Here is a 12,628-nt window from a genome sequence, read left to right as displayed (position 1 = left end):
GCCGCGCATGCGTGATCAAGCCGATGCCGCCGATATGCGCATCTATCGAAGCATCTTCGACGGTGTGCTGAGCCGGCGTCTCGCGCCCGGCACCAAGCTGCCCGAGCCGGAACTGTGCGAGCTCTTCGGCGTGGGCCGCGCAGTGGTCCGGCGCGCGCTCGAAAAGCTCGCGTACGACGGCATCGTGGTGTTGCGGCCCAACAAGGGCGCGGTGATCGCACAGCCGACGCGCGAGGAAACGCGCGAGGTGTTCGAAGCGCGCCGCTCGGTGGAACGCGCGCTCGTCGAACTCGCGGCGGAGCGCGCGAGCAGCGCGGACATTGCCGCCTTGCGCGAGCAACTCAACCAGGAACACGAAGCGATGCACCGCTTCGATCAACCGTCATGGGCGCGCCTCGCGAGCGAGTTTCATCTGCGCATCGCGGCGCTCGCGGGCAATGCCATCCTGCTGCAGTATCTGAACGAACTCGTCTCGCGCTGCTCGCTTATCGTTGGCGTCTATGAACCGGCGGGCAACGCGCCATGCGAGCACGACGAGCACACCGCCATTCTCGATTGCCTCGAACGACGCGACGCAAAAGGCGCGGCGGCGCATATGAGCGCGCATCTGCAGGGACTCGAAGCGCGTATAGAAACCACACGGATGCCAGGCACCAAGAGCCTTGCGCATCTGCTCGGCATTGAAAAGGTGCAATGACATGGAAATCGACTTCGAGGCCATCACCGAATACCAGCGCTACAAGCTGATGGCGAGCCTCATCGTGCCACGGCCCATTGCGCTCGTGACCACGCTCGGTGCGGATGGCACCGTGAATGCCGCGCCTTTCTCGATGTTCAACATGCTCGGCGAAGAACCGCCCATCGTGATGATCAGCATCAACCGGCTCGCGGATGGCACGTTGAAAGACACAGCCGCGAACGTGCCGCGCGAGAAGGAATTCGTCGTCCATCTCGCCGATGAAGCAATCGCCGAGCAGATGCATCGCTGCGGCGAACGCTTCGCCGCCGATGTCAGCGAACTCGACGCGGTTGGTTTCACCGCGCTGCCGTCGCTGCGCGTGAAGCCGCCGCGCATCGCCGAGGCGCCCGTCGCGTTCGAATGCGTGCTGTGGGAAACGCTGGAAACCGCAAGCCGGCACATCTTCATCGGCAAGGTATTGATGCTGCACGCACGCGACGAACTCATCGACCTCGACACCTGGCGCGTGCGCTTACAGCATTACTTTCCGGTCGGGCGCTTCGGCGCAAGCGATTACGTGACGACCCGCGACCGCTTCGAGTTGTAACATGGAGCCCGTCAAGGCTCGCGACCGCCATCATGCCCTCCACCGTTCGTAATTCGCTGCTATGGGTTTTCGAGCCGCTCGAGAGCGATGACACGTTCATTCAAAAGCGCATGTTCGGTTCCGACGCCGCGTATATCGATGGACTGATGTGTCTCGTGGCCGCCGACCGCGACAAGCCATGGAATGGCGTGCTCGTATGCACCTCGCAAGAGCATCATGCAGCGCTCATCGAAGACATTCCGGCTTTGCAGCCACATCCCGTGCTCGGAAAATGGCTTTACGTGCCGCAGGACGATCCGGCGTTCGAAGACACGGCGCGTCGGCTCGCGGAACTCGTACTCGCTCGCGATCCGCGCATCGGCGTCGTGCCGGGTGCGCGCAAACGGCGCAAACCAGCGAAGCGCAGCGCGCTTGCACGGACTTGAGCCTGTCCGATAACGCACGGCGAACCAGCGTACACTGAGCGACTGCGCACGATCAGGTTCCATGATCGGTCAGCGCCTTTTGCTACCCGTTCTGCCCTCGTACTCATGCCCAAATCAACGCACAGTGGCGCGGCCGTGCCCGCCACCGAAGCGGAACGTCTCTATACGCTGCGAAGCTTCGACGTACTCGATTCGTTGCCCGAACCCGCTTTCGACGACATCGCCACGCTGGCCGCGACGATCTGCCAGTCGCCTATCGCGCTCGTTTCGCTGATCGACCGCGACCGGCAATGGTTCAAGGCGTGCATCGGTCTCGGCGCACGCGAGACCCCGCGCGATCAGGCGTTCTGCGCGCATGCCATTCTGGAACCCACCTCGCTGCTGGTGATCGAGGACGCGACGCTCGATCCGCGTTTCAGGGACAACCCGCTCGTGCTCGGAGAGCCGCATATCCGCTTTTATGCGGGCGCGCCTATCGTCACGGACGACGGTCACGCGCTCGGCACCGTCTGCGTGATCGACCGCGAGCCGCGTGCCTTGAGTCAGGAACAATGCACGGCGCTCGAATCGCTCGCGCGTCAGGCTGCCATCATGCTGAAGCTGCGGCGCATGGGCATTCAGCGCGGCGAGGAGAAACGCGAACTGCAGCGCAAGATCACCGACGCACTCGCCGATGACGACGCCGCGCACGAAACGTTCAAGCAGAATCAGCGCGTGGGTTCGGTCGGGCAGTTGACGGGCGGCATCGCGCACGACTTCAACAATCTCCTGCAGACCATCAGCACGTGTCTGCAACTCGTCGAGCATCGCGCGCACGATGCGGATCAGGTGCGCCGTTGGAGCGCCAACGGTCTGCAGGCGGTCACGCATGGCGCGGCGCTCATCAGGCAATTGCTGACGTTTTCCCGGCAGGAATCGGTCGAACTGGAGTCGCTGTGCGTCACGCGTTCGGTGCACGGCATGAAGGAACTGCTGGCGCGCGTGCTCGGGCCCGAAACCCAGCTTGCGTTTCAGCTTCGCTCCGAAGGCGTTCGCGTGCTGACCAACGCGACGCAACTCGAAGCGGCGCTGCTCAATCTCGTCATCAACGCACGGGACGCAATGCAAGGACGCGGGCGAATAGAAGTCGCCACACGTGTCTTCGAAGCCGAGGGCGACCCTGATCTCGCGAATGGCAATTACGTGGAGCTGCGCGTGTCGGATACCGGCCCCGGCATGCCGCCCGAAGTCGCCCGGCGCGCGTTCGAGCCTTTCTTCTCGACCAAGCCCGAAGGCAAGGGCACGGGGCTCGGGCTTTCGCAGGTGTATGGCGTGGCGCTCAAAGCGGGCGGGATCGCGCGGATCGGCACGGAACCGGGCGCGGGCACGACCGTCTCGCTGTATCTGCGAACGGCCGTTCAGGAAGCGGGCGATGCTGACGGCGAATGCGAAGCGGCGAGCCCGGTCGCGCTGCGAAAGCGCGTGCGCATCATTCTGGTCGATGACGAAGCCAACGTGCGCGAAGCGTTATCTGAACTGCTGCGCGACGCGAACTACGATGTCGAAGCGGTGAGCGGCGGCATTGCGGCGCTGCAGGCGATCGATCGTTCGCCGCCCGATGTCGTTGTGACCGATCAGGCCATGCAGGGCTTGAACGGCGGCTTGCTCGCGCGCATTCTCGCGGAAACGCATCCGCGTCTGCCGGTGATGTTCATGACCGGCTACGACGATATCGATGCCGTCAAGGCGACGCTACCCGAGGACGCCATCGTATTGCGCAAGCCCGTCTTACTCGATGAATTCGCGCAGGGCGTGCAGACGTTGCTGGGCGACTAGCGCTGTGGCTCGTTGCGCGGCCAGCTGCAAGAAAACGACTGAGCGTTTCCGCAGTGCAGGGAAACAAGGTAAGGACTGATGGAGGGATAGTTCGCCGGTTTCCCAGTCGCTCGTCTATGGATTTTCCTGACAGTATCGATTGCAATCCACAGGTGGCTGCGCGCGCGAGCTTTCGTCGAGTTTAACGAAATACCGCTAAACGTGCGCCGTAAGCGTGCAAATTCCGTGGCAGTCCCGCAAAAAACAACGCCATTGTTGTTTTAACGAGCGCTGATGTTTTCCCCAAGTTACACTCCGCTTCGCAGTCTCTACAGTGCTCACCGCGCATGCGGCGAAGGCCTCGCCGCCGCGCATTTCCAAGCCTTTCTTCTCTGCGAGTTCCTGATGAAAATGTCTCTCAAGAAAGCTGTTGCCCTGTTGGCGGTCGCCGCTATCTTCGCACCGAGCGTGTCGTTCGCCGAAGCGCAATACCCGAACAACAAGCCGCGGCCTCCTTACAAGAAGCACAGCCACAAGCATCACGCAAAGAAGGCCGCAGCGGCATCGCAGTAAGCAGGATCATGAATGCCGGGCGCGGCATTCATGCGGGCTTCATGCTCGCCGATTGCCGCGCTCAACCTGCATCGCCTGAACTGATCACCGTCTGCATGCTCTTCAGAAGCGTGCGCAGATATCGCAGTAACCCCACCGTATCGCCAAATTCCATGAAGCCGGGCGTTTCTCCGTCGCTGAAAAGCCGTGCGCCGTCGAGCGCTTCGTCGATGATGATTCCGCCATACGCCGCGTGCGGACGATAAACGCCCGTCTCGACATGCAAGGTATTGGCATTGACGGCGGCATCGCGGATACGCATCAGAAACTGCACTTCGGGCGTGCGCGAACCGGACAGGCGATGCGCATCGAAAAAATCGGCGACGGCGAGAATCGCGTTCGTCGACGGCACGCGAAGCGCGAAAGCCATGCGTTCGGCGGGATCGTCGAGTGACGGAAGCGACGGCGGCGGATCGTCCGGCGCGCGCTTGGCAGGCATGCCGTCTTCACTATGCGTGTGCGCTTCGGGATGCGCGTGGCGCATCGTCAGGAGCCGCTCCACGCCGCTGAAATCGGGCGCAGGACCGCCGTTCTCGATCCATCCGCTCAATAGCGCCGCGTGGATATAGAGCGATTGCAACTGGGCGTCGATAAACGCGACACCCATGCGGCAGACATCGGGGGATTGATTCTCGGGCATGTCGTCTCCTGTGAGGGGCAGTCAGCGCAAGCACGCTGACTGCGGTCCTTCTTCGAATAGCACGAAAGATCGCAATATTCGCACCCGCAAGAGGCGACATCGACGGCGCGGTGCGAACGCGCCGTCATCGATAGCACTTAGAAAATGTTGCGCAGCCCGATGGAAACGCCCGTTTGATTCGAGCGTCCCGGCAGTTCCACGAAGCCCGCGCCCGTTACCTTGTTGAAGTCCACCGTGCCGTAGACTTCGGTGCGCTTGGACAACGCATATTCCGCGACCGCCACGCCCGTATAGCGATTGCCGCTGCCGACTTCTCCACCGCCGATCGCCGCATTCTTCATGTGGTCGTAGTAGAACGCGCCGGTGAGCAAGAGCGCGGGCGTCACTTGATAGGTGATGCCGGCGAAGGGACCATCGTCGCGACGACCCGAGCCTTTGAGGATATCCACGCCCGATACGAGATCGCGTTGCGACAGCGTGCTATCGACGAAACCGGTGTCATCCGTCGAATGCAGATAGCCGACGTAGAGCTTTGCCTGACCGATGGTATAGACCGCGTTGGCGTTCCAGATCTTCTGCTTGTTGCTGGCGTTGTCGCTGTTCTGCTGGTAGCCGCCGCCGATGGCAAGCGGCCCCACGACATACGAAGCCGTGAAGCCGTACATGTTGCCCGCGCCCATGTGACCCGGCACCTGGCCCGAGAAGCCGCCCGCGCCCGTCGACGTGTAGTTGGTGCCGAACGAGTACATCGCCGCGACCGTCAGGCCCGCGAACGTGCCGTTGTACTTCACCGCGTTATCCGCATAGAGACCGGCGCCGAGCGCGACCGGCAACCACGCATTCTCGAAGTAGTTACCGACCGTGAGCGGGTCGTAGGTATCGCCCAGCATGTCGAAAAGCGGCGTCTTCTGGCGGCCGAGCGTGAGCGTGCCGTACTGGTTCGACAGACCGACATACGCCGCGCGATTGAACTCGCGCTGGCTATCCGAGTACTGGCCGTTCTGCAATTCCACGCCGCTTTCCAAACGGAAAATCGCCTTGAGACCGCCGCCGAGATCTTCAGTGCCTTTCAAGCCGATCCGGCTATTGGTGATTGCGCCGTTGGTCATGAACACCTTGCCGTCGTTGTTGGCATTGGCGTTGGTGAGATAGCGCACGCCGACGTCGGCGACGCCGTACAGCGTGACCGAACTTTGCGCGAATGCGGTGTGACAGGCGAGTGCAATGGCCGTGATGCCAAGGGCGGATACGGCACGCGATGTGATCGTCTTCATGGATGTCGTGAGCTGGATGCTTTGATCGATGTTGTATGTCGCGCTTTGCCGATGGCTCTCGTGAAGCCGATCGAAAAAAGCACGCGGACTTTTATCACATCGAATATCGCAGCGGACACGATGGGGCAAGTCATCGCAAAAAGGTGTGGTGTTTTGCGCAACTGACGCGCGTTGTTTAGTCGATCACGTGACACTGGCGTTTTTGTAAAGATACGTTATATCATCTCACCGCCTGCGGTGGATGCCGTTCCTTACGCCTCCGTACGCTCATCGGATGCAACGTTATATCATTTCGACAGGAGCAATAAAATCTTGCACCACACGCCTTTCGCTCATCCAGCGCCGCGCAGACAACGCCTCTTGCCACTCGGCATGCTGCTGGTCACCGCCGTGGCACGCGGCCAGACGGCCGCCGGCAACGTAACGGACACCGCGCTCACGCCGGTATTCGTCACGGCGAATCCGCTTGGATCGAACCAGTTGATGTCGCCATCCAGCGCGCTCGACGGCGACGCCCTCGCTCTGCGACGCGGCGATTCGCTCGGCGAGACGCTCAACGGTCTGCCCGGCGTCTCCACGACGACTTACGGTCCGATGGTCGGCCGGCCGATCATCCGTGGCATGGACGGCGACCGCATCCGCATATTGCAAAACGGCGTCGCGGCCTTCGATGCGTCGTCGCTCTCGTACGATCACGCCGTCCCGCAAGATCCGCTTTCAGTGGAGCGCGTCGAGATCGTGCGCGGACCGGCGGCGCTGCTATACGGCGGCAACGCGATAGGCGGCGTGGTGAACACCATCGACAACCGCATTCCGCGCGAGCCGATCAAAGGCGTCTCCGGTCAGGCCGATGCCAGCTATGGCGGCGCCAACGATGCGCGCGCGGGCGCGGCGCTCGTGGAAGGCGGCAACGGGCAGTTCGCGTTTCACGTCGATGCCTTCGACCGCGAAACCAGCAAGGAGCGCGTCCCCGGCTTTACGCGCTCGGATCGCCAGCGCGCGCTCGACGGACCGGACGCGCAAGAGCCCTACGGCAGCATCCCGAATAGCGACGGGCGCTGGCACGGCGGCGCGGTCGGCACGTCCTACACCTGGGCCGACGGATATGCGGGTGTGAGCTACAACGGCTACGAAGCGAACTACGGATCGGTCGCCGAAGACGATGTGCGTCTGCGCATGCATCAGGATCACGTGACGGCGGCATCGGAGATACGCAATCTGCAAGGACCGTTCAGCCAGCTCAAGTTCAACTTCGGCTATACCGATTACGAACACAAGGAGATCGACGACGGCGAAACTGGCACGACCTTTCGTAACCACGGCTACGAGGCGCGCATCGAGGCGCGTCACAAGAAGATCGGTCCGTTCGATGGCGCCATCGGCGTGCAGTTGAGTCAAAACACATTTTCCGCGCTCGGCGACGAAGCGCTCGTGCCGACATCGCAGACGACGAGCGCCGCGCTCTTCGGACTCGAGGAATGGGCCGTCAACGACGCGCTCACGCTCAGCGTCGGGGCACGCTACGAGCATGTGAAGATCGACCCGACGGCGGGCGGCAACGAGAAATTCGCATCGGCGATGTTGCGTGATTTCAACGCGGGAAGCGTGTCCGCGGGCGCGTTGTTCAAGCTGAATCCGATCTGGTCGGTGGTCGGCAATCTCGCCTACACGGAGCGCGCGCCGACTTACTACGAACTCTTCGCCAACGGTCCGCACGATGCCACCGGTCAGTACCTGATCGGCAATCAGGACGCGCAGAAGGAAAAGGCCGTGTCCACCGACTTGTCCTTGCGCTTCGCGAGCGGCCCCAACAAAGGCAGCGCGGGCGTGTTCTACAGCCGCTTTCGCAACTATCTGACCGAGTTCAACACGGGCCGTCTCGTCAACGACGACGACACGCCCGTGGCGCCGGGCACCGACGACGCGCTCGACGAAGCGGTTTATCGCGGCGTGCGCGCGGAGTTTTACGGCATCGAACTGGATGGCAAATGGCGCGTGCTCGATCAAGGCGCGCATCGGCTCGATGTAGAAGTCGTCGCCGATTACACGCATGCCCGTAATGTCGATACCGGCGAAGCCTTGCCGCGCATCTCGCCGTTGCGCACGACGCTCGCGCTCGACTACGGCTACGGTCCTTACGGCGCGCGCGCGGAAATGGTTCACGCGTGGGCGCAGCATCGCGTGCCGGAGAACGATCTGCCGACGGGAAGCTACACGACGCTCGGGCTCACGCTCACGTACAAGTTCCGCGTCGGACCAACGGACTGGCTCGCTTACGTGCGCGGACAGAACCTGACGAATCAGGAAGTGCGTTACGCGAGTTCGGTCGTAAGGGACATCGCGCCTGAAGGCGGTCGCAGCGTGATGATCGGATTACGCACGGCGTTTTGATGGATGCGAGGCGTGGGCGATGCTTCATTCATCCACGAACCTCGCGTCGCTCAAGCAAGATGAGCGCGCCATATACGATGCCTGCGGCAAGACTCGTGCATCCGCTAAAGCTCACGAGTCCGAGCGCCCAGCCTTCGCCGCCGACGAGGTATCGAAGCGCGAGCACGAGGCCGCACCATCCGGCGGTGCGAAACGCGCGCGACTGACCGCGTGACAACTCGCGTCCGAAGAGGGTCTCTTGATGCCGCTCCATTGCCAGCGCAAGAAACGCGAATGACACGACGCAGACCAGCAAGGCGATTCCCTGCGTCACGTGCTTTCCTCCTCGGTTTCCTTCATCGGCACCTTGCGCTCGTCGACGGTTCTCGCGGGCTTCACGCGCGGCGTGTGACGTGCTGTGCGTATCGCCAATGCGGCATGCAACGCGGCGAACGCCCACATCATCAGATCGAATCCGGCGAACACCCAATCGCCTTCCGCGACACTGCGCCAGAACGGCCTTTGCGTCGTGAAGGCATTGAGCATCGGCAAGAGCGCGAGCAAGGCAGCCGCAAGCCAAAGCAGTTCCATCCACGCGCGCTTCGCGGGCCGCGCGAACACCCACGGCAACGTTGCCGCCCAGATGGCGAAGAACAGGTTGATCTCCGCTTCGGCGCGGTCGTGCATCGACACGGGCAATAGTCGATTCGCCCACAGATATCCGGTCATGGCGATGGAAAGTCCCGCAATGCTCACGATATTCAGCCGCTCGACGAGCCAGAAGCCGAAGTACGGCCGCGTCGGATCGAGCAGCTTTTGACGGCGTTTGACCGTCCACATGACGAGGCCGGTGCCGACCATCGCCGTGCCCGCGAGACTGACGATGAAATACAGCCAGCGCAGTTGCAGACCGCTGAAGCGCCCGAGATGCAACGCATAGAGCACACCGCGCGTTTCGGCGGCTGCGCCCACGCTGTCCTTCACGTCGATGAGTTTGCCCGTCACGCCATCGAAGAGAAGATACTGCGGACTCATCGATACACGCACCGCATCGCCACGCGATACGGCCACGCGTGCCGCGCCGTCGCCCGGATTCGTGATCGTCACTCGTCCCGCGTTTTCCCGGCCCCAGCGCGCTTCGGCTTCGCGCACCATCGGAGCTATGGGCGCGAGCGGAACCTTCGTTCCATCGGGCTTGCCCGGTTGAATGAATGCGCTCAGTTGCGCCGTCATCTGCTGGCGTTCCGCGGGCGTCTTGAATGCGGCCGATGCGCCGAACGGCATGTACATCGCCATCAACGTGACGAGACCGGTGTAGGTGATCATCAAGTGGAACGGCAGGCCGAACACCGACAGCGCATTGTGCGCGTCGAGCCATGAGCGTTGTCCCTTGCCCCATCGAAAAGTAAAGAAGTCGATGAAAATTTTTTTGTGCGTGATGACGCCGCTTACGATTGCGACCAGCATGAACATCGCGCAGAAGCCTGCAATCCAGCGTCCCCACAGCGCGGGCATGTAGTAAAACTGGAAATGAAAGCGGTAGAAGAAGTCACCGCCAAGCGTCTCGCGCGTAGTCACTTTCTGGCCGGTTGCAGGATCGAAGCTCGCTTCCGAAAACGTGCGCCGGCTCTGCGCCGCGCCCGGCGTGCGCCAGAACGATCCCATCACGCTGCTGCGATCGTTCGGCAAGTCGAAGCTCCATTGCGAGCTTCCCGCAGCGATGGTGCCAAGCGTCGCGGCGACGCGTTCGGCAGCGGATGCCGCGTCGGGCAAGACCTTTTGATGCGCGACTTCCGGGCGCATCCACTGCGAGATCTCGTCCTTGAAGTAACTGACCGTGCCGGTGAGAAACATGGCATAGAGAATCCACCCGACGAGCAGACCGGCCCATGTATGCAGGTCCGACATGCTCTGGCGGATGCCGCGCGGTTTGACGTCTGCCTTCATACCGACCACGCCGCGATCAGGAGCGGTATCGATACGATAAGGCATCCGAACCATGCGCGCGTTGCGCTCCGCACCGCGAAGACCCAGATCACCGCGCATACGTAGACGACGAAACTTGCCAGCATGCCGGTGAGCACCGCTTGTGGCTTGCTCATCGGCAGCGCGAGCGCGGCGACGCTCGTCAGGGCGGCAAGCGTGTAACCGCCGAACATCGCGCAGACGATGCGCGATACGAGCGGCCCCACGCGGGCAATTCGGTTCGTAATCAAACCAGTCATTGGCTGGCGAATCCTTGAGTTCATGAGTGCACTGTGTCCCGTCGCGGACACGCGCCGTGTGACCGACGGCGATGGCATCGAAACAGATGGCCGAGCAGAAGTTGCAAGCGCGATGGTCACGCAAGCCAGCGGCGTGATCGATTCAGGTTAAATGATAACCATTATTAATAACAGTTGCTGAACGAGGCTGTCAAGGAGAGGTCCTATCATGCTGGAGGACCGTGAGTCTGATCTCTTCGGGAGCGAAACCTGCTCGCCGCGATACCAAGTCATCCATCACGGCATGAGTACTCAAGGAGACAAAGAAAATGTCCGCATTCGACCGTCGTAATTTCCTCAAGACCAGCGCAGCGAGTGCCTTGGCATCGGCTACCGTCAGTCCGGCCGCGTTCGCTCAGTCTAACGCAGCTACTGCTTCGTCACCTGCACCCGCAAGCGCACCCAACGCCCGCCCGCCGAAAGTCACACGCATGCTTGCGGAGTTCATCTGCAAGACGAGCTATCGGGACTTGCCCGCGCCAGCACGCAAGGAAGGCGTGCGCACGCTCATGAACTGGGTCGGCGTCGCGGTGGGCGGCTCGCACGATGAAACCGTCAGTCGCGCCGTCGCCGCGCTCACGCCATTCTCGGGTCCGCCACAAGCCAATCTGCTGGGCCGCGCCGAGCGCTTCGACATCATGAACGCGGCGTTTATCAATGGCGTCAGCAGTCATATCTTCGATTACGACGACACGCATCTCAAGACGATCATTCACCCAGCGGGTCCCGTGGCATCCGCGATCCTCGCGTTCTCGCAATACCAACCGGTGTCGGGCAAGGACTTCCTCAACGCACTCGTGCTGGGTGTCGAAACCGAACTGCGCATTGGCAATGCCGTGTATCCCAACCACTACGATGTCGGCTGGCACATCACCGGAACATGCGGCGTATTCGGCTCGGCCGCCGCGACCGGCAAGCTCATGGGACTGAGCGTTCAGCAAATGGTATGGGCGCTGGGACTTGCAGCGTCGCAACCGGTAGGACTGCGCGAGTCATTCGGCTCGATGAACAAGAGCTTCAATCCGGGGCGTGCCGCCGCGAACGGCATCTTCGCGGCCTTGCTGGCAGCAAGGGATTACACGAGTTCTGACGGCATGATCGAAGCCAAGCGCGGATGGGCGAACACCATTAGCACGAAGCAGGATTACCGCGAGATTACCGAAGGTCTGGGATCGCATTACGAATCGACCTTGAATACGTACAAGCCGTTTGCATGCGGCATCGTCATTCATCCGGCAATAGACGCTGCAATTCAGCTTCGCAACGAAAACAAGCTGCAAGCGGATCAAATAGAACGTATCGATCTTCGCGTGCATCCTCTCGTCATTGAGTTGACGGGGAAGAAGACGCCGCAGATCGGGCTCGAAGGAAAGTTCAGCATCTATCATGCGGTAGCGATTGCGATCATCGACGGCGCGGCCGGTGAGAAGCAGTTCAGCGATGCGAAGGTGCGCGACCCGAACACCATCGCGTTGCGCGACAAGGTGAATGCGATCATCGATCCCGCGATAAAACCGGAACAGGTCGACATGACGATCGTGCTGAAGGACGGCCGCAAGCTGCACAAGTATATTCAGCACGCTATCGGCAGTACCGAAGTGCCGATGACTGATCAGCAATTGGAGAAGAAGTTCTCCGATCTCGCCGATGGGATTCTCTCGCCCGAGCAAACTCGCGCGTTGATGGATAAATGCTGGCAGGTCGAGCAATTAGGGAACGCGGGCGATATTGCGTTGGCGGCGCTTCCACGTGAATCGTGAATATCGACTCAGCCAAGCAGATTCTCCAAACCGATACCTCATCAACCGACCTGACCGACTGCCCTTCAGTCCACGCAGTTTCGAACTCTGTGCGTCGCATTGTCCCCGGATGGTTGCTGGCAATAGCGGCACCGCTTAACGAAGGCAAGGTGGTGCCAGCACGGAGTCGTCATGTAGCGAAGGGCTGTCACTGGTGTGGTCAA

General features: G+C 61.5%; 13 protein-coding genes. 8 read left to right on the top strand and 5 right to left on the bottom strand.

Going from position 1 to position 12,628, the window contains the following annotated elements; genetic code table 11:
* Positions 1-7 precede the first annotated feature (7 nt).
* The 5 genes from ACYQ47_RS09160 (at position 8) to ACYQ47_RS09140 (ending at position 4,078) form a co-directional block, all read left to right on the top strand.
* The gene (locus tag ACYQ47_RS09160) at positions 8-697 is read left to right on the top strand and encodes a GntR family transcriptional regulator (protein WP_250510995.1); all 690 of its coding nucleotides are present in this window, start codon (positions 8-10) and stop codon (positions 695-697) included.
* A gap of 1 nt (position 698) precedes the next feature.
* Positions 699-1,286 (top strand): flavin reductase family protein, encoded by a 588-nt coding sequence (locus ACYQ47_RS09155; protein ID WP_244830878.1) that lies wholly within the window; start codon positions 699-701, stop codon positions 1,284-1,286.
* 32 nt (positions 1,287-1,318) lie between these two features.
* On the top strand, positions 1,319-1,711 hold the full coding sequence (locus ACYQ47_RS09150; protein WP_250469265.1) for a hypothetical protein: 393 nt from the start codon (positions 1,319-1,321) through the stop codon (positions 1,709-1,711).
* Positions 1,712-1,816: 105 nt separating this feature from the next.
* On the top strand, positions 1,817-3,526 hold the full coding sequence (locus ACYQ47_RS09145) for an ATP-binding protein (RefSeq protein WP_459905173.1): 1,710 nt from the start codon (positions 1,817-1,819) through the stop codon (positions 3,524-3,526).
* A 273-nt stretch (positions 3,527-3,799) separates the two neighbouring features.
* Positions 3,800-4,078, top strand: coding sequence for a hypothetical protein (locus tag ACYQ47_RS09140; RefSeq protein ID WP_459905172.1), 279 nt, complete (start codon positions 3,800-3,802; stop codon positions 4,076-4,078).
* Between the two features lie 61 nt (positions 4,079-4,139).
* Here ACYQ47_RS09140 and ACYQ47_RS09135 read toward each other — a convergent pair whose 3' ends face one another.
* Positions 4,140-4,757 carry a hypothetical protein gene (locus ACYQ47_RS09135; RefSeq protein WP_250527624.1) on the bottom strand — a complete coding sequence of 206 codons (618 nt, stop codon included), beginning with the start codon at positions 4,755-4,757 and terminating at the stop codon, positions 4,140-4,142.
* 137 nt (positions 4,758-4,894) lie between these two features.
* Positions 4,895-6,031 carry a porin gene (locus ACYQ47_RS09130; RefSeq protein WP_459905170.1) on the bottom strand — a complete coding sequence of 379 codons (1,137 nt, stop codon included), beginning with the start codon at positions 6,029-6,031 and terminating at the stop codon, positions 4,895-4,897.
* Positions 6,032-6,403: 372 nt separating this feature from the next.
* Between ACYQ47_RS09130 and ACYQ47_RS09125 the strand changes: the two genes are divergently transcribed.
* Entirely contained in the window at positions 6,404-8,422 is a 2,019-nt protein-coding gene (locus ACYQ47_RS09125; RefSeq protein ID WP_459905484.1) for a TonB-dependent receptor, read from the top strand.
* Between the two features lie 28 nt (positions 8,423-8,450).
* Here ACYQ47_RS09125 and ACYQ47_RS09120 read toward each other — a convergent pair whose 3' ends face one another.
* The 3 genes from ACYQ47_RS09120 to ACYQ47_RS09110 are packed head-to-tail and all read right to left on the bottom strand — an operon-like array spanning position 8,451 to position 10,626.
* Complete coding sequence (locus tag ACYQ47_RS09120; RefSeq protein ID WP_244830883.1) at positions 8,451-8,735, bottom strand: DUF3325 domain-containing protein; 285 nt, start codon at positions 8,733-8,735, stop codon at positions 8,451-8,453.
* Complete coding sequence (locus ACYQ47_RS09115; RefSeq protein WP_459905168.1) at positions 8,732-10,348, bottom strand: PepSY-associated TM helix domain-containing protein; 1,617 nt, start codon at positions 10,346-10,348, stop codon at positions 8,732-8,734. Before ACYQ47_RS09115 ends, ACYQ47_RS09120 begins: the two co-directional genes overlap by 4 nt.
* Positions 10,345-10,626 carry a DUF3649 domain-containing protein gene (locus ACYQ47_RS09110; protein ID WP_250469259.1) on the bottom strand — a complete coding sequence of 94 codons (282 nt, stop codon included), beginning with the start codon at positions 10,624-10,626 and terminating at the stop codon, positions 10,345-10,347. Before ACYQ47_RS09110 ends, ACYQ47_RS09115 begins: the two co-directional genes overlap by 4 nt.
* Positions 10,627-10,648: 22 nt before the next feature.
* On the opposite strand from ACYQ47_RS09110, the gene ACYQ47_RS09105 reads away from it, so the two are divergent.
* Entirely contained in the window at positions 10,649-10,777 is a 129-nt protein-coding gene (locus ACYQ47_RS09105; RefSeq protein ID WP_459905167.1) for a hypothetical protein, read from the top strand.
* Between the two features lie 157 nt (positions 10,778-10,934).
* Positions 10,935-12,425, top strand: a complete 1,491-nt coding sequence (locus ACYQ47_RS09100) for an MmgE/PrpD family protein (RefSeq protein WP_459905166.1) — start codon at positions 10,935-10,937, stop codon at positions 12,423-12,425.
* The last annotated feature ends 203 nt before the right edge of the window (positions 12,426-12,628 follow it).

The organism is Caballeronia sp. HLA56 (assembly GCF_054655155.1).
This window is presented reverse-complemented; position numbering and strand designations above follow the sequence as displayed.